The organism is Chryseobacterium sp. JV558 (assembly GCF_033712365.1).
Taxonomy (GTDB): domain Bacteria; phylum Bacteroidota; class Bacteroidia; order Flavobacteriales; family Weeksellaceae; genus Chryseobacterium.
The window spans coordinates 51967-69026 of sequence record NZ_WJHU01000008.1 but is presented as its reverse complement, the minus strand read 5'-3'; the positions used below and the strand labels follow the sequence as shown (position 1 = coordinate 69026).

At 35.8% G+C, this 17060-nt stretch carries 17 protein-coding genes and 3 tRNA genes; all 20 read left to right on the top strand.

Going from position 1 to position 17060, the window contains the following annotated elements; genetic code table 11:
• Positions 1-67: 67 nt before the first annotated feature.
• Entirely contained in the window at positions 68-958 is an 891-nt protein-coding gene (locus tag GFU89_RS20445) for a ParB/RepB/Spo0J family partition protein (protein WP_318848882.1), read from the top strand.
• Entirely contained in the window at positions 958-1596 is a 639-nt protein-coding gene (locus GFU89_RS20440) for a DUF5683 domain-containing protein (RefSeq protein ID WP_318848881.1), read from the top strand. Before GFU89_RS20445 ends, GFU89_RS20440 begins: the two co-directional genes overlap by 1 nt.
• Before the next feature lie 60 nt (positions 1597-1656).
• Complete coding sequence (dapB, locus tag GFU89_RS20435) at positions 1657-2358, top strand: 4-hydroxy-tetrahydrodipicolinate reductase (protein ID WP_318848880.1); 702 nt, start codon at positions 1657-1659, stop codon at positions 2356-2358.
• Between the two features lie 135 nt (positions 2359-2493).
• On the top strand, positions 2494-4137 hold the full coding sequence (lepB, locus tag GFU89_RS20430) for a signal peptidase I (RefSeq protein ID WP_318848879.1): 1644 nt from the start codon (positions 2494-2496) through the stop codon (positions 4135-4137).
• The gene (gene lepB, locus GFU89_RS20425; RefSeq protein WP_318848878.1) at positions 4137-4811 is read left to right on the top strand and encodes a signal peptidase I; all 675 of its coding nucleotides are present in this window, start codon (positions 4137-4139) and stop codon (positions 4809-4811) included. Before lepB (GFU89_RS20430) ends, lepB (GFU89_RS20425) begins: the two co-directional genes overlap by 1 nt.
• Before the next feature lie 11 nt (positions 4812-4822).
• Complete coding sequence (locus GFU89_RS20420; RefSeq protein WP_318848877.1) at positions 4823-5440, top strand: WbqC family protein; 618 nt, start codon at positions 4823-4825, stop codon at positions 5438-5440.
• An 89-nt stretch (positions 5441-5529) separates the two neighbouring features.
• Positions 5530-7212: a S8 family serine peptidase gene (locus GFU89_RS20415; RefSeq protein WP_318848876.1), complete on the top strand. Its 1683-nt coding sequence runs from the start codon at positions 5530-5532 to the stop codon at positions 7210-7212.
• 124 nt (positions 7213-7336) lie between these two features.
• Complete coding sequence (locus GFU89_RS20410; RefSeq protein WP_318848875.1) at positions 7337-7828, top strand: lipocalin family protein; 492 nt, start codon at positions 7337-7339, stop codon at positions 7826-7828.
• Positions 7829-7853: 25 nt separating this feature from the next.
• Entirely contained in the window at positions 7854-8543 is a 690-nt protein-coding gene (locus GFU89_RS20405) for an OmpA family protein (RefSeq protein ID WP_318848874.1), read from the top strand.
• Positions 8544-8650: 107 nt separating this feature from the next.
• The gene (locus GFU89_RS20400; RefSeq protein WP_318848873.1) at positions 8651-9538 is read left to right on the top strand and encodes a decaprenyl-phosphate phosphoribosyltransferase; all 888 of its coding nucleotides are present in this window, start codon (positions 8651-8653) and stop codon (positions 9536-9538) included.
• Positions 9535-10854, top strand: a complete 1320-nt coding sequence (locus GFU89_RS20395) for an FAD-binding oxidoreductase (protein ID WP_318848872.1) — start codon at positions 9535-9537, stop codon at positions 10852-10854. Before GFU89_RS20400 ends, GFU89_RS20395 begins: the two co-directional genes overlap by 4 nt.
• Complete coding sequence (locus GFU89_RS20390) at positions 10854-11579, top strand: SDR family NAD(P)-dependent oxidoreductase (protein WP_318848871.1); 726 nt, start codon at positions 10854-10856, stop codon at positions 11577-11579. The genes GFU89_RS20395 and GFU89_RS20390 overlap by 1 nt, the downstream gene beginning before the upstream one ends.
• A gap of 6 nt (positions 11580-11585) precedes the next feature.
• Positions 11586-12173, top strand: a complete 588-nt coding sequence (locus GFU89_RS20385) for an HAD family hydrolase (RefSeq protein WP_318848870.1) — start codon at positions 11586-11588, stop codon at positions 12171-12173.
• Positions 12174-12197: 24 nt separating this feature from the next.
• Entirely contained in the window at positions 12198-12665 is a 468-nt protein-coding gene (locus tag GFU89_RS20380) for a hypothetical protein (protein WP_318848869.1), read from the top strand.
• Positions 12666-12667: 2 nt separating this feature from the next.
• Positions 12668-13843 (top strand): cysteine desulfurase family protein, encoded by a 1176-nt coding sequence (locus tag GFU89_RS20375; RefSeq protein WP_318848868.1) that lies wholly within the window; start codon positions 12668-12670, stop codon positions 13841-13843.
• Positions 13844-13927: 84 nt separating this feature from the next.
• Positions 13928-14245 carry a thioredoxin gene (gene trxA / locus GFU89_RS20370; protein ID WP_047380983.1) on the top strand — a complete coding sequence of 106 codons (318 nt, stop codon included), beginning with the start codon at positions 13928-13930 and terminating at the stop codon, positions 14243-14245.
• Between the two features lie 124 nt (positions 14246-14369).
• Positions 14370-14443: transfer RNA gene (locus GFU89_RS20365), tRNA-Asp, on the top strand.
• A 33-nt stretch (positions 14444-14476) separates the two neighbouring features.
• Positions 14477-14550 (top strand) — tRNA-Asp (locus tag GFU89_RS20360).
• Between the two features lie 32 nt (positions 14551-14582).
• Positions 14583-14656, top strand: a tRNA-Asp gene (locus tag GFU89_RS20355).
• Between the two features lie 329 nt (positions 14657-14985).
• Positions 14986-16899: a nucleoside-diphosphate sugar epimerase/dehydratase gene (locus GFU89_RS20350; RefSeq protein ID WP_318848867.1), complete on the top strand. Its 1914-nt coding sequence runs from the start codon at positions 14986-14988 to the stop codon at positions 16897-16899.
• Positions 16900-17060: the final 161 nt, after the last annotated feature.

The following is a 17060-nucleotide window of genomic DNA, read 5'->3' as shown; positions in this document are numbered from 1 at the left end:
TAATAATAAATGGCCAATAGGTGGATGCTAGCCACCACTTATCAAACATCATTTATCAATTATATCTATGAAGGACAAAAAAAGAGCTATGGGACGCGGCTTGGGCGCCATTTTAAGTGCAGAATCTAAAGCAACTGTAAATTCAGCCACTGACGAGGGGGCTGATAAGTTTGTGGGAAATATTGTGGAAGTTGCACTTGAAGATATTTATCCGAACCCGACGCAGCCGAGAACTTATTTTGATGAAAAAGCATTAAATGAACTCGCGCAGTCAATCAAAAACTTAGGTGTAATTCAACCGATTACCCTGAGGAAAGACGGTGAAAGGTTTGAAATCATTTCCGGGGAAAGACGTTACAGAGCAACTAAAATTGCCGGGTTAACGACTATTCCGGCTTATATTCGTTTAGTAAATGATCAGGAGCTTCTTGAGATGGCTCTTGTTGAAAATATTCAGAGAGAAGATCTTGATGCCATCGAAATTGCACTTACTTACCATAGGCTTTTAGAGGAAATAGGTCTTACACAGGAAAACCTGAGTCAGAGAATAGGAAAAGACAGAAGTACTATTACCAATTCTATCAGGTTGTTAAGATTAAACCCGGATATTCAGAATGCCATCAGAAGTGGTGAGATTTCTGCAGGACACGGTAGAGCAATCATCAGTCTCGAAGGTGAAGAAGATCAGCAGGTTTTATTTGACCTTATCATCAAAGAAAAATTAAACGTTCGTCAGGCAGAGCAGGCTGCTGCTGCATTGAAGAATCCAAAGTCTCCCGCTGCCAAAAAAGCAAATGTAGAGCTTTCCAATAACTATAAAAGAGCCCAGAAGACCATCGCTGATATTTTAGACATAAAAGTGGAGATTAAAGCTTCTGGAAATGGTAAAAAAGGTAAAATTGTTCTGGATTTCAAAAACGAAGAAGAGCTGGAATATATTTTATCCCATATTAAATAATGAAGAAAATATTTTTCACATTTTTCTTGTGTATCGCTGCACTGGCCTATTCACAAGTAAAACCTATTGATACCGTTCGGATGCAGACTCCTCCGAAAGAGGAATCCCGTGTGGTAAAACCAGGCAAAACAGAAACAAAGATCATTGAAGATCTTGAAAAAGCCAATGGTCCCACCGTAAAAACCATAAAACTGAATCCTACCAGAGCAGGTTTGTATTCTGCTGTTTTACCGGGATTAGGACAGTTTTATAACAAAAAATACTGGAAGATTCCCATTGTTTGGGGAGCAGTAGGAGCCGGAGTGGGTATTGCTGTATGGAATGATAATCAATACAAGAAATATCGTGAATACTATATCGCTAAACTTAACGGTACTCCAAACGAATTTGTGGACAGCCACCCGTTTTTAGATAAAAAAGCATTGGGGAACGCTCAGGACAGGGCAAAGAGACAAAGGGATTACGCTATTGCAATTACAGGACTTATTTATATTCTGAATATTGTAGATGCTGTAGTAGATGCACACCTTTATGAAAGCCGTCATGATCCGGATTTGGTTTTTAAACCATCAGTTATTCAGGATCAGTATGGCTACAGTGCTCCAAAAACTGGGTTCAGTTTAAGTTATAGATTTTAAAGACAATATATCTGCAAAAGACTCAGGTTGAAGGCAGTATTTAAAAATAAAAAAGATTATATGAAAATAGCATTAGTTGGTTATGGTAAAATGGGTAAGATCATTGATGAGATCGCACAGAAAAGAGGTCATGAAGTAGTTGCCCGCCTTAAAGAAACCCCAACTGCTGAGAATCTTAATAATCCGGATGTTGTGATTGAATTTTCATTGCCTGAAGTGGCATTTGAGAACATCAAAGCTTGTCTTGAAAATAAAATCCCGGTGATCTGTGGAACTACAGGCTGGCTGGATCAAAAAGATGAAATAGAAAAACTGGCTGTAGAAAACGGAACAGCATTTCTATATGGTTCTAACTTTAGTTTAGGAGTTAATTTATTTTTTGCTTTAAACGAAAAACTTGCGGATCTGATGAAAAATGTAGATGAATACTCTTGCCAGTTGGAAGAGATTCACCACATTCATAAAATAGATGCTCCAAGTGGAACCGCTATCTCCATTGCAGAAGGAATCATTCAAAACAATCCTAAGTTCGATGGCTGGAAATTGGAAGAAACAGAAGGTAAACAACTTGGGATTTTTGCAGTACGTGAAGATGAAGTTCCGGGAACCCACAGCGTATATTACAAAAGCGAAGTAGACGAAATCGAGATCAAGCATACCGCTTTCAACAGAAACGGTTTTGCATTGGGAGCTGTAGTAGCTGCCGAATGGATTAAAGATAAAAAAGGAAACTTCGCAATGAAAGACGTTTTGGGGCTTTAATTTGTAACAAATTCTGTAAATTGCAGACAAATAAACAGAAAATGATGAATAGTGAATTGTAAACAGCGGACTGCTTTTATCATTTATTACTCATCATTTTTATCATTTATATCATAAGAATAGGCACAAAAATTTATGAATTATTTTTTAACTTATACAGTATATGTCCTCATACTATCCGTATTGATGGGGATTTCATCTTGGAAACTGTTCAAGAAAATGGGCTATAGCCCTTTATTTGCTTTTATCCCTTTCTACAACTATTTCATCATTCTGAAAGAAACGAAACATCCGAAATGGTGGGCGATCCTATCTTATCTTCCGATTGTAGGGCCAATCATGATGTCTGTTTTCCATCTTTATTTGGTGAAAAAGTTTGGGAAAACCCTTTTCAAAGATCAGATTCTTACCGTGATTTTGCCGTTTATCTATATGGCAGTGGTCAACTATTCTAAAGATGTAGAGTTAGAAGATGAAAATGCAAACGATCTGTTTCTTACAGACGAAGAAAAGAATGATAAAAAGAAAGATACATTTGTGGGTTCAATTACCTTCGCGGTAGTTTTTGCCACTATCATCCACGTTTTTATAACACAGCCGTTCGGGATTCCTACAGGATCCATGGAAAGAACATTACTGGTGGGTGACTTCCTTTTTGTAAACAAATGGAGCTACGGTTACAGACTTCCGATGCGTCCGGTAGCAATACCTTTCCTTCAGGGAACGATTATGGATACAGGACAGAAGGGAAATCCAAAAGATGATCCAAAATCTTACGTGGATGGAGTAAAGCTTCCTTACACAAGAATTTTACAATTCAACAAGCCACAGAAAAATGATGTAGTCGTTTTCAACTATCCTCAGGATTCCGTACATACAGCAATCGACAGAAAAGATCCTTACGTAAAACGTTGCGTTGCTACAGCAGGTGATACTTTTGAAATGAGAGCTGGAAGACTTTTCGTAAACGGAAAACCGGAAGCTGTTTTAGGAGATCAGGAAGTACAGCACAGATATATTGTAACAACGGATGCTCAGTTAGATATCCCAACTTTATACAAAGCTTATGGATTTTTACCGGTTCAGGAGTTTCAACAGGATAACGGAGGATTTATTTATGGTTTTCAGGGCTTAACAGATAAGACTGCTAAAGAAATTAAAGAACTTCCTCATGTTCTTGATATGAAAGAAGAGGTTTCAACAAAAGGTGAAGCTGCAGTATATTACAGAGACGAAGCAAAAACGAAAATTGATACCACACAATCTATCTTCCCAATTAATAAACCTTGGAATCAGGATTGGTATGGCCCACTAAGAATTCCTAAAAAAGGTGATGTGGTAGCCATCAATCAGGAAACACTTCCAACCTATCAGTGGATCATTTCTGAATATGAGCACAACAGCTTAGAGAAAAAGAACGGAAAAATCTTTATCAACGGAAAAGAAGCCAGCCAATATACCATTCAGCAGGATTATTATATGATGATAGGGGACAACAGAGATGCTTCATTAGACGCAAGATTCTTTGGTTTCGTTCCAGAAGAAAATATTGTAGGAAAACCGATGTTTACATGGATGAGCCTTCAGGGTGCTTTTGCGGACAGCAGCTCTACCTATCAGGCACCATTCAAAATCCGTTGGGACAGGATGTTTAAAGCAACCAATACAGGAGAAGCCAATAAAACCTCTTACTGGTGGATTGCAGCGATGATTTTGATACTGTTCTTCGGATGGGAGTATTTCGTGAAATTGTTCAGAAAGAAAAAAACTGAAGAATAGTGTTTAAAAGTAAAATATTTAATAGAGTCCTTTTAACGGGAAGCTTTATTATAACTCTTTTTTTTATTGCAAAACTCTCAGGGGTTTTGCAATATGCTTTTGTACCCTTGGCAGGTAATGAACCCACAATCAAAAAAAAGTCATTTATTTTTATGACCAATATCCTTCCTTATGAAAAGTTTAAAATGATTGCTTACAATCAAAAGAATTTAGATTATCCTCAAGGTGCCTATGTTCAAAGATTAGTAGGAAGAGAAAATGATAAGATTTTGATTAAGAATGGTGAATTATATGTTAATGATACATTGATAGATAAATTTAATGTTAAACATTCTTATAAAATTGACAGAGGTTATGCAAATGATCTTATATCCAAAGGAACTGAAGAGAATGAAATTTTTCAGATTGAGGATAATTATTTCATTACTCAATTAAGTGAGAAAGAACTTAATGATAATTTTTTTCATGAAAGGTTTATAAACCTGAATGCAAATGAGGATATTCGTAAAATTTATCATAAAGATTGGAGTGCCGATAACTTTGGTCCAATAAAGGTTCCGAATGGAAAATTATTCTTTTTAGGAGATAACCGTAACGCAAGTTTAGATTCACGTTATTTAGGATTTATTGATGAGAGTGATATTATAGGAAGAGTATTTTATCCTAAAAACTAGATTATATTATTATGCAAAATATTTTATTGCCGGCATTTTATTTGCCCCCAATTTCATGGTTTTCAGTGTTTTTAAATCCTGAGAATGAAATTACATTGGAACAATTTGAGAGCTTTCCCAAGCAAACCTATAGAAACAGAACAAACATCTATGGAGCCAACGGAAAATTGTCCTTAATAATCCCTATCCATCATAATGGAAAAAGAGAATTTAAAGATGTTGAAATCTCTTACCGTGAAGATTGGAGAGCTCTTCATTGGAAATCAATCAAGACAGCATACCAGAGTTCTCCTTATTTTGAATACTATGAAGATAAGTTCAGAAAAATATTTGATCTTCAGGAAAAGTACCTTCTTGATTTTAACCTTAAAGGGATAGAAGTAATCCAACAGATACTTAAAACAGAAAAGGCACACTCTTTGAATGAAGAATATATCAAAAATCCTGAAAGCATCAATTTCAGAGAAAAGTTTTCGGCAAAGCTTCCTTCAGAATTTCAAATGGAAGAATATTACCAGACGTTTTCTGATAAATTCGGGTTTTTAGAAGACTTGTCGGTTTTGGATCTTATTTGCAACAAAGGTCCCGAATCACTGGTATATATGAAAAATATAAAACAATCATATTAGCATACAATCGCTATTAATGAAATTTTCAGCATACAGCAGATGAATCTGGCGATTGGTATATGTCTTTAAAAAAAAATAAATTTCAACATATGAAAAAGGTATTATTAGCTGCAGTTTTTTTAGCAGGTTTTAGTTTCTCTTTTGCACAGGAATCTAAAGTTAAAAATATTGATCCAAAAGAAGATAAAGATCTTATGACATGGTATCATAAGGATTTTGCAACTTCAAAAGTATATGGAGTAAATACGGCAAATGCTTATAAATATTTAGAATCTAAAGGACTGAAGCCTAAAACCGTTGTGGTAGGAGTTTTGGATAGTGGAGTACAGGTAGACCACCCCGGATTGGTGAAAAATCTTTGGTCAAACCCTAACGAAATTCCAGGAAATGGAAAAGATGATGACGGAAACGGATATGTTGACGATATACACGGCTGGAACTTCATAGGAGGTAAAAACGGTGATATTGATATCGATAACATGGAAGTGACAAGAGTGGTTGCCAAATATAAACCTGTTTTCGAAGGAAGTGATTCTACTAAGAATAAAGCAAATCAGGCTCAAATGAAAGACGAGTTTGATATGTATATGAAGGCCAAAGATATGTTCAATAAAAAAAGTATCGAGGCTCAGCAGAATTTCAAAACCTATTCTATGCTGAATGAGCTGATTCCTAATATGGTAAAATTATTGGGAGGTAAGCCGGTAACTGGTGAAACTATTTCAGCAATTAAAGCGCCTACAGATCAGAAAGATGCAATTGCATTGGAGTTTCTGGGTCAGATTTCTCAAAGCCCTGAATTCAAAGGGAAATCTTCCGCTGAATTTGAAAAAAAGATGAAGGAAGAGATGAAGGAAGCAATAGACCATTTTGCTCCGGCAGCAAAACAATATGATCTTTCATATGACCCTAGAAAAGAAATTGTAGGAGATAACTATGATGACTATTCTGAAAAGAGTTATGGTAACAATCATTATGAAGGCGCAGATGCAGAACATGGAACTCACGTAGCAGGAATTATCGCAGGACTTCCGCAAGGAAAAGAAATTCAGTATGGTGTAGCCTCCAAAGTGGCTAAAATCATGTCTGTAAGAACAGTTCCAAACGGGGATGAAAGAGATAAAGATGTAGCCAATGCCATCAGATATGCCGTAGATAACGGAGCTAAAGTGTTAAATATGAGCTTCGGGAAACCTGTTTCCCCAGGTAAGAATGTGGTTTGGGATGCTTTTAAATATGCCGAAGATAAAGGCGTTCTTTTAGTAAAAGCTGCAGGTAATGAAAATGAAGATGTAGCAGAACATTTGGCATTTCCTACCAACTTTAAAAACGTTACTGATGAAAAACCATTTGTAAGCAACGTTCTTGTAGTAGGAGCAAGTACCAATAAGAATAACGCTTTGAGAGCCGATTTTTCTAACTACAATAAAAAAATGGTGAATGTTTTCGCTCCGGGAGAAGAAATTTATTCTACCGTTCCTAAAAATGAATACAAATACCTTCAGGGAACTTCTATGGCTTCTCCTGTGGTAGCTGGAGGAGCCGCTGTTTTATTAGCATATATGCCAGATCTGAAACCTTATCAGATCATTGAAGCGCTTGTGAAAAGCAGTAATCCAAGTACTATAAACGGATTTACTGATCAATCGCAGGCAGGAGGGGTTATAGACTTGAAAAAGGCAGCAGAATATGCTTATACCAATTTCTACAAAGGAAAGCCGTCAGGTACTGCTAAGCCTTCGAAATCCGTAAAAAAGGCTGTTAAAAAATAATTTATCTCCCTGTGTTTAAGGAGAAACCATAAAGAGTCCGAATTTTTTCGGACTTTTTATTTTTTATTTTAAATTTTGGCACGGTTTTTTGTAACTTTATAATAACAAAATAATAAACAACAAAATGAAAAAGTTACTACTTGCAGGGATGTTGGGAACATCACTTTTTGCAGTGTCGTGTTCCTCTGTTAACAAAGCAGCTACATCTCAAAATCAAAGAGCAGACTTCCTTAAATTAAAAGGAGATTGGCAGATCGTGAGCGTAGATTACGAAAAAGGCTATAAAATCAAACCTTTTGACGAAGGGGCAGATGCACAGTGTTTCGTAGGAAGCCACTGGAGACTGATTCCTAACAACTGGACAGGAGCGTATACTTTGAACGGAGGTGGAGATTGCCCGGCAATTACACAACCTATCAAGTTTGAAGTAAAAGACGGTAACACGTTTATGTTTAAAAAAATTGCTCAAGGTACTAAAGCAAAACAAAATACAGCCGGTTATACAATGACATTAATGAGTCAGACTACTGACCAGTTTTCACTTCAGCAAGATGTTCCTTTTGAAGGAGGTAATGTAAAAGTAGTTTACAACTTCCAGAGAGCGGGAATGAAATAATTTATCAACATAAAAGATCAAAAAAATGAATTTTAATAAAACATACGTAGGAGCCCTTTTCTTGTCATCAGCATTATTATTGACAAGCTGTGAAGCGGTTCAGAATTCAAATCACCAACAAAGAGGTACAGCAGTAGGTGTTGCTTCAGGAGCAGTACTTGGAGGTATCTTGGGTAACAATGTAGGAAAAGGAGGGAATGGAGCTATTGGGGCTGTATTGGGAGGTATTATAGGTGGTGTAGCTGGTAATGTTATCGGTAACAAAATGGATAAGCAGGCTAAAGATATTAAAGAAACTTTACCGGGAGCTCAGGTAGAAAGAGTAGGAGATGGTATTAAAGTAACAATGAATGAAAGTATTGTTAACTTTGCATTTGACTCTTCAAACCTTACTTCTGTTGCACAGACAAACTTAGATAAATTAGCTACAGTATTGGTGAATAACGCAGATACAAATATCAATATCTACGGATATACAGACAGCGTAGGTAAAGATGCTTATAATATGGCACTTTCTCAAAGAAGAGCTGATGCTGTAAAAGCTTACTTAGTAGGAAAAGGAATTGCATCAAGCAGAATGTTCTCAAAAGGAGAAGGTAAAAATATGCCGGTTGCAAGCAATGATACAGATGAAGGAAGAGCTAAAAACAGAAGAGTTGAGTTTGCTATCACTGCAAATGAAAAAATGATTAATGATGCCAAGCAAGGGCAGTAATTAATTTTACATATAAATATTTTCGTAAAAGACCGCCCCGGCGGTTTTTTTTGTATTTTTATGCTAGGAATTTTGAATTTATTATTTTTGTACTTGAAATAACATAAATGAAGAAATATTTGAAGCTGCTCCGTGTAGAGCAATGGGTGAAAAACCTTTTTGTATTTGTCCCTCTTTTCTTTTCAGGTAATATTACCAACATAGATCTGCTTACCAAAAGCATTTTCGCATTTGTCATATTTTCGCTTGCGGCAAGTGTTGTGTATATTCTGAATGATTACAATGATATCGAAGCAGACAGAAAACATCCTGAAAAAAGGAGAAGACCCTTAGCCAGTGGAGCTATTTCAAAAGCAACAGCTATAGGAATTCTTATCGGTCTGATCATCACAGATATTGTTCTTGTATTTTTTACACGATTCTATTTCCATGAATTGCTTTGGAAGTTTGCCATCATCATAGGTTTCTATGTGGTGATGAATCTGGCATATACATTTAGATTGAAACATGTTCCCATCATCGATATTTTTATTATTGCTATAGGATTTGTTCTTCGTGTATTGGCTGGAGGCTATATTACAGGAATCAGCATTTCACAATGGGCTATTCTCTTAACGTTTGTATTGGCACTTGTACTGGCAATTGGAAAAAGAAGGGGAGAATTGATCAATGCACAGGTTTCAGGAAAAACAAGAAAGGCATTGGATGGGTATAACGTTCAGTTTGCAGATATTGCACTATCTATTTCTATTACTCTGGCTATTGTGTGCTACCTGATGTTTACCCTGTCACCGGAAGTTCAGGAAAGATTTCATGAAAGGGTTTTTTATACGGTTATCTTCGTGGTTTTTGCCTTATTGAGATACCTTCAGCAGACCTTGGTTTACAACAGAACGGAATCTCCTACAAAAATTGTCTACAGAGACCGCTACATACAGGTTACCCTCTTGCTTTGGGTAGCTGCATTTTTAATTCAAATTTATTTTAAGAAATGAAGCCGAATTTCACACAGAAAGTTACAAACTGGGGTAATTTCCCGGTAGTGGAGAAAGAAATGAGATCAGAGGACAGTTTCAAAAAAATAAAAGAATTTGTACTCAGCCACAACGAGATTATTGCAAGAGGAAACGGAAGATGCTATGGAGATGCTTCGTTGGGAGAATCTATATTTTCAACAAAAAAACTAAATAAATTCATCAATTTTGACCGTTTAAACGGAGTGATAGAATGCGAATCCGGAGTACTGCTTTCAGATGTTCTGGAAATTGCTGTTCCGCAGGGATACTTTCTGTACGTTACTCCCGGCACAAAATTTATATCCGTAGGAGGAGCTATTGCTTCTGATGTTCACGGAAAAAATCATCATGCGGAAGGGTGCTTTTCAGAATATGTGATTGAATTTAAGCTAATGACTGAGAGCGGGGAAATTATTACCTGTTCCAGAGAAGAGAATTCAGAGAAGTTCTGGGCTACCATTGGTGGAATGGGACTTACTGGAATTATTCTTACAGCAAAATTTAAGCTTAAAAATATAGAATCTGCATACATTCGTCAGGAGAGCATCAAAGCAGAAAATCTGGACGAAATCTTTAAGCTGTTTGACGAAAGTGAAAACTGGACTTATACCGTTGCCTGGATCGATTGCCTTCAGAAAGGGAAAAATATTGGAAGAAGTATTCTGATGAGAGGAGAGCATGCCTTCCAACATGAGCTTCCCCAGAGTTTTTCGAAGACTCCTTTAAGATTAAAGAAAAAATTATCACCTACAGTTCCTTTCTATTTTCCGGGATTTGTACTGAATGCACTTACCGTAAAAATATTCAACTGGTTATACTATAAAAAGCAATCTAAGAAGGAAGTTAAGAATTTTATTGATTACGAAACATTTTTCTATCCTTTGGACGCTATTAATGATTGGAACAAAATCTACGGGAAATCCGGGTTTATACAGTATCAGATGGTAATCCCTAAAGAAGCAGGAAAAGATGGGATGAAAAGAATCCTTGAAACGATTGCGAAAAGCGGAAACGGTTCATTCCTTGCGGTTTTAAAACTTTTTGGAAAACACAATCCGGAGGCTTACAACTCATTCCCGGTAGAAGGGTATACGCTGGCTCTGGATTTTAAAGTCAATTCAAAACTGAAAAAACTGGTAGATCAGCTTGATGCAATTGTTCAGGAGTTCGGAGGAAGAATTTATCTTACCAAAGACAGTATGAGCAGATCATCACTTACCAATTATCTGAAAAATATTCAAAATCCTAAATTTGTGTCTTTACAGCACAAAAGAATCATAAACAACAACTCATAATGATAGTTCTGGGAAGCACATCTGAAGTGGCACAGGCTTTTGTGGAAAAAGCACTTCAGGAAGGAGAAAAGTTTGAAAAAATCTACCTTTTTACCTCAAATAAAGAAACTACAGAACGGTTTGCAAGACATATTGATGTAAAGTTTCTGCAGCAGGCGGAAGTCATTGAACTGGATCTGACTAAAGAAATTGATTACAATAGATTTGATAATATCAATTCAAATGTATTATTTTGTGCCGTAGGATATTTAGGTGAAGGAACAGAAGAAGGATTGTATGACAACAGGAATACGGAGCGTATCATAGACATTAATTATTCAAAACTGGTTCCTGTGATGAACTATTTTGCTCATAAATTTGAAAACAGAAGATCAGGAACGATCATTGGGCTTTCATCGGTAGCAGGAGACAGAGGAAGACAGAGTAATTTTATCTACGGAAGTGCAAAAGCAGCGTTTACAGCCTATTTGAGTGGTCTGAGAAACTATCTTTTTGATAAAAAAGTACATGTTCTTACCATAAAACCTGGGTTTATGGCAACCAAAATGACAGAAGGTCTGCCTTTAAATCCGAAACTGACAGCAACACCGAAACAAGCAGCTGCCTGTATTTATAAAGCCTTCAAAAAGGAGAAAAACGTGGCATATGTTTTGCCAATTTGGAGTATTATTATGATGATTATCAGGAATATCCCTGAATTTATATTCAAAAAATTAAAGCTTTAAAGAGAAATGAAAAAATTGTATTGTTTTGATTTTGACGGAACTTTGACCTATAAGGATACGATGTTTATGTATCTTAAATTCTACGATTCTACAAAATACCGGATACAATTTTTAAGACATGTACCCCTCTTTATTCTGTTGAAACTGAAGCTGGCCGAAACGGAAAAAGTAAAGAAAAGTTTTATCGGGTCTATTTTAAAAGGACAGACTCAGGAAAAGATCGAAATGAAGTCTAAACAATTTTTTGAACTTCATTATCCTAAAATTGTGAGGGAAAATGCTTTAGACTTTATAAAAAATATCGATAGGAATAATACACAGAGTTTATTGGTGACGGCTTCTCTGGATATCTGGGTAAAGCCTTTCGCTGAGGAACTTAAAATGGAGCTTGTTTCTACGCGGGCTGAGTTTAAGAACGGTCTTTTCACAGGAAATTTTGTGGGAAAAAACTGCAACGGGAAAGAAAAATTGGTAAGAATTAAAGCAGAAATTAGCGATTCCAGGTACGATAAAATTATTGCATTTGGGGATACTTCAGGAGATCGGCCAATGTTGAAATGGGCAAATGAGGGACATTACCAATTTTTTCATTAATTTTGGGAGATAAAATTGTAAAAAATGAAAAGCCTGTTAATTGCATGTGTGGTAATCTTCATGAGCTGTGCTAGCGCACCATCTCAGAAGTCTTCTGCCGTACAGGGAAATGCGGAACTCCTTGTTTCTGAATCTCAGGGAGGAACTGATCAATCTGGCTTTAAGATAATTGAAGACGAAAAAGAATTTTGTACTATTATCAGAGGAAGTTTTGGCATCGCAGATCTAGGAAAAGAATCTTATATCAAATACCCTCAATTCCCGAAAAATAAGAAAGTCGTTTTATACAATTTGGGAACCTTCAGATCAGGAAGTCACAAAATTGAAGAAGTTAAAGGAGTATCTGTGAAAAATCAGATTCTCTATGTAGAAGTTCCGGCCGGAGAACCTTCTGGTGGAATGGAAATTCAGGTGATCTCCAGCCCATGGTTTATTTTTACTGTTCCCACAGATTACCAATTTACCTCCGTAGAATTAAAATATTCAAAATAATAATGGATAAAGTATATTTAGATAATGCCGCAACCACTCCGCTTGCAGATGAAGTTATAGATGCAATGGTAGGCACTATGAAGATGAATTTCGGAAACCCGTCTTCAACGCACAGCTTTGGCCAGGAAGCAAAAATACTTATTGAAAATGTAAGAAGACAGGTTGCAGACTATCTTCATGTAACTCCTGCAGAAATTATTTTCACTTCCTGTGGAACCGAATCCAACAATATGATCATCAAATCCTCGGTAGAACACCTTGGAGTGGAAAGAATCATCAGCTCTCCTCTGGAACATAAATGTGTTTCCGAAAGTATTCTGGACATGAAAAGCAGAAAAGGAGTAGAAGTAAACTACATCCGTCCGAATGAAAAAGGAGATATTGACCTTACAAAATTAGAAGAGCTGTTAAAAGCTTCAGATAAAAAAACACTGGTAAGCTTAATGCATGCCAATAACGAAATCGGAAATATTGTTGATATTAAAAAAATTGCAGCAATATGTAAAGCGCACAATGCTCTTTACCATTCCGATACTGTGAAGACAATGGCCCACATGAAATTTGATTTCTCAGATACTCTGGTAGATTTTGCTTCTTGCAGTGCTCATAAATTCCACGGTCCAAAAGGAGTAGGTTTTGCTTTTATTAGAAAAGCTACGGGCTTGAAAGGGATCATCACTGGTGGACCTCAGGAAAGAAGCCTAAGAGCAGGAACTGAAAATGTTGCCGGTATCGTAGGTTTAGGTAAGGCTTTAGAGCTTTGCATCAACAATATGGAGTCTTATGCTGCCCATATCAGAGAAATTAAAGAATACGCTATTGAAAAATTATCTGCAGAGGTTCCTAATATTAAATTTAATGGAAGAAGCGGGGAAATGGAGAATAGTGTTGACAGTGTTTTAAGTGTCTTACTTCCATACAAAAATCCATTGATAGGACTTCAGCTGGATATGAAAGGAATTGCAATCTCTCAGGGAAGCGCATGCTCATCAGGAGCTTCAAAACCTTCAATGGTGATGATGATGGTGCTTTCTGAAGATGAAATGGATCACTGTACACCATTACGCATCTCTTTCAGCCATTTAACGACAAAATCCGATATAGACGCATTGGCAAATGCTTTGAAAGAAATTTCAAGCGACTATACTATAGAAAAAACTAATGTTGAGCATAGATAGTCTTGTGCTCTAAAAATCGTAATTTTGAACATCCGATAAAGGATTAAAAAGAAAATAATATTAATTAAAATAAAAGAAACAAAAATGGCTTTAGAAATTACAGACAGCTCATTTCAGGATACGGTTTTAAAATCTGACAAACCGGTATTAGTAGACTTCTGGGCAGTATGGTGCGGACCTTGCAGAACGTTGGGACCAATCATCGAAGAAGTAGCATCAGATTTTGAAGGAAAAGCAATCGTTGGGAAAGTGGATGTTGATAACAACCAGGAGATTTCTATGCAGTATGGTATCAGAAATATCCCTACAGTTCTTATTTTTAAGAACGGAGAAGTAGTAGATAAATTAGTAGGTGTAGCTCCAAAAGAGGTAATCGCTGAAAAATTAAGCGCTCACTTATAAAAAAATAAGTTTGATAATGAATGCCTTCCAGTATTGGGAGGCATTTTTTCTAAAATAATTTGCAGATAACAAAAAAAGGTGTAATTTTGCAACCACGAAAAAGAAACGACGTTCTTTAAAAAATGATCCGGTAGTTCAGCTGGTTAGAATGCCGCCCTGTCACGGCGGAGGTCGCGGGTTCGAGTCCCGTCCGGATCGCAGAAGTTTTTCTCAATTTACTTTAAAAAAATTGATCCGGTAGTTCAGCTGGTTAGAATGCCGCCCTGTCACGGCGGAGGTCGCGGGTTCGAGTCCCGTCCGGATCGCAGAAGTTTTCTCAATTTACTTTAAAAAAATTGATCCGGTAGTTCAGCTGGTTAGAATGCCGCCCTGTCACGGCGGAGGTCGCGGGTTCGAGTCCCGTCCGGATCGCAACTACTATAGGAGAGTAGTAGAATACTGTAAAATATATGTTTTACAGTATTTTTTTTTGTTTATCGTATTTCAAAAAAATACACAAATTAATAAGCAGAACAGTTGAAGGTGGAAATAATATCCGCATATTCAAGCTGATTTTTTGGCCTTTTAATAGTTTTAATTGAGGGATTTTGTTTTAAAATGTTTCCGATATGTTAATTTATATTTTGAATAAAAATTAATATGTGGTACTAAAAATATTAATAATAATTGTTACCTTCGCCCAATAATAAAAGCCACTGAATGTTGAATTAATGAAAATGATATTTTAGGCTATTTGTATTATGGGGGACATTTTTAAAATCAGGGAATTAAGGTATATACCCAGGTGGTTGGTTTTTTTTATCGATATTTCAGTTATTTTCTTTTCTGTTTTAGTTTCATACTTGTTCTTAAAAAGTCTGGAGGTAAAACTTAACTTTATTGAGTATCAGAATGAAAAAATATTTTCAGTCATTATTGTTAATATTCTTTTTATACTTCTGTTCAAAACATATGCAGGAATTATAAGACACTCTAGTTTTTTTGATTTTTGTAAAATTATGTGGTCTTCGGGTAGTACTCTTATCGCATTGTTAGTACTCAATTTTATCTCAGATCTGACATTGGGTAAGCCTGTTTTTTTATACCCCGTTCTTTTTTTATTTTTCTTGATTTCTATTTTTCTGATGTTCTTTTTCAGAATGATAACCAAGCAAATTTTTGGTATACTTACGAATCCTAAGGATATATCAACTAAAGCAAGGGTTGCAGTTGTAGGAGTAGAAGATGTTTCTATTTCATTAGCGAATGCTATTATTCATAATCCCAATCATCCATACCAGCTGGCAGGATTTCTTAGTGCCAGGTCAGATTCTAAGAAAGCTATGCTGCTAGGTCATAAAATTTATAATAAAAAGCAGTTTCTTAAAAGTGATACTCTCAGAGAACAGTTTGATGCGGTTTTGATCAAGGATATGATGACAAAGCGGGAAATGGAAGAATGGACGGCTCTCGCATTGGATAATGGATTGAAAGTATTAAAAGCACCTATAGCCAGTATCATAAAAGAAGATGATGTTGTAAGGGGTATTCGCCCGCTTAAGATTGAAGATTTGCTTAATCGTCCGGCTATTAAAATAGAAGGTGAGGAGGTGAAAAGTTACCATGTTAATAAAACTATTTTGGTAACCGGTGGCGCCGGGTCTATAGGAAGTGAAATTGTAAGACAGGTTGCTCAATTGAATTCATCGCTTATTGTTATAGTTGATCAGGCTGAATCTCCTTTATATGAGCTACAGCTGGAGTTATTAGAGAAATTTCCAAATCAAAAGTTTAAATTTGTATTAGCGGATATTTCAAACTATTCCAGGATTGAAAAGCTGTTTGATAATCATCAGTTTTCAATAGTTTATCATGCTGCGGCATACAAGCATGTACCTTTAATAGAAGATAATCCACATGAAGCTATATTTGTGAATATTGGAGGAACTAAAAATTTAGCTCTTTTATCAAAAAGATATAACGTTAACCGTTTTGTTATGGTATCTACAGATAAAGCTGTAAATCCTACCAACGTAATGGGAGCCTCTAAAAGAGCTGCTGAACTCTTTGTACAGTCTTTACAAAATTCTCCTGGGAACACAACAAAATTTATTACCACACGTTTTGGAAATGTACTAGGGTCTAATGGTTCTGTAATACCACATTTTAAAAAACAAATCGAAAAAGGAGGTCCGGTTACAATTACTCATCCTGATATTATTCGTTATTTTATGACTATTCCGGAAGCCTGCGAACTGGTACTTCAAGCAGGAACAATGGGACAAGGTGGTGAAATTTATGTTTTTGATATGGGTAAACCTGTTAAAATTCTGGATTTGGCAGAAAGAATGATCAAATTATCAGGGTATACACCGGGTATAGATATTAAAATTGATTTTATAGGCTTACGACCTGGTGAAAAATTATATGAAGAGCTTTTAACTGATAATTCCACAACTATTCCTACCCATCATGAAAAAATTATGATATCCAGGGATCCATTGATGGAATTTGAAGATATAGATACTTTGTGTCAACAGATTATTCTGTCAGCAATGAATAAAGACAGTTTACAAATCGTGAAAATATTAAAAATCATTGTGCCAGAATTTATAAGCAATAATTCGGAATTTGAAGTTCTGGATAAAATATCTGAGTATGAAGTATATGAGTAAAATATATAAATAAAATCAATGAAAAAAATAGTGAAAAATAATAATTTTCGTTATTTTTTTTCAAACGGAATGAAAATTGCTAGAAAAAGAATTGATTTAAATATAGGTGTTAAAATACACTTTACATAAGTAAAAACTAATATCATAGAATCTTAAATAAA

Bases quoted from the DNA above. Each gene is read 5' to 3' on its own strand.
- GFU89_RS20445 (WP_318848882.1), top strand. From the start codon at position 68: ATGAAGGACAAAAAAAGAGCTATGGGACGCGGCTTGGGCGCCATTTTA.
- GFU89_RS20440 (WP_318848881.1), top strand. From the start codon at position 958: ATGAAGAAAATATTTTTCACATTTTTCTTGTGTATCGCTGCACTGGCC.
- dapB (WP_318848880.1), top strand. From the start codon at position 1,657: ATGAAAATAGCATTAGTTGGTTATGGTAAAATGGGTAAGATCATTGAT.
- lepB (WP_318848879.1), top strand. From the start codon at position 2,494: ATGAATTATTTTTTAACTTATACAGTATATGTCCTCATACTATCCGTA.
- GFU89_RS20420 (WP_318848877.1), top strand. From the start codon at position 4,823: ATGCAAAATATTTTATTGCCGGCATTTTATTTGCCCCCAATTTCATGG.
- GFU89_RS20415 (WP_318848876.1), top strand. From the start codon at position 5,530: ATGAAAAAGGTATTATTAGCTGCAGTTTTTTTAGCAGGTTTTAGTTTC.
- GFU89_RS20410 (WP_318848875.1), top strand. From the start codon at position 7,337: ATGAAAAAGTTACTACTTGCAGGGATGTTGGGAACATCACTTTTTGCA.
- GFU89_RS20405 (WP_318848874.1), top strand. From the start codon at position 7,854: ATGAATTTTAATAAAACATACGTAGGAGCCCTTTTCTTGTCATCAGCA.
- GFU89_RS20400 (WP_318848873.1), top strand. From the start codon at position 8,651: ATGAAGAAATATTTGAAGCTGCTCCGTGTAGAGCAATGGGTGAAAAAC.
- GFU89_RS20395 (WP_318848872.1), top strand. From the start codon at position 9,535: ATGAAGCCGAATTTCACACAGAAAGTTACAAACTGGGGTAATTTCCCG.
- GFU89_RS20390 (WP_318848871.1), top strand. From the start codon at position 10,854: ATGATAGTTCTGGGAAGCACATCTGAAGTGGCACAGGCTTTTGTGGAA.
- GFU89_RS20385 (WP_318848870.1), top strand. From the start codon at position 11,586: ATGAAAAAATTGTATTGTTTTGATTTTGACGGAACTTTGACCTATAAG.
- GFU89_RS20380 (WP_318848869.1), top strand. From the start codon at position 12,198: ATGAAAAGCCTGTTAATTGCATGTGTGGTAATCTTCATGAGCTGTGCT.
- GFU89_RS20375 (WP_318848868.1), top strand. From the start codon at position 12,668: ATGGATAAAGTATATTTAGATAATGCCGCAACCACTCCGCTTGCAGAT.
- trxA (WP_047380983.1), top strand. From the start codon at position 13,928: ATGGCTTTAGAAATTACAGACAGCTCATTTCAGGATACGGTTTTAAAA.
- GFU89_RS20350 (WP_318848867.1), top strand. From the start codon at position 14,986: ATGGGGGACATTTTTAAAATCAGGGAATTAAGGTATATACCCAGGTGG.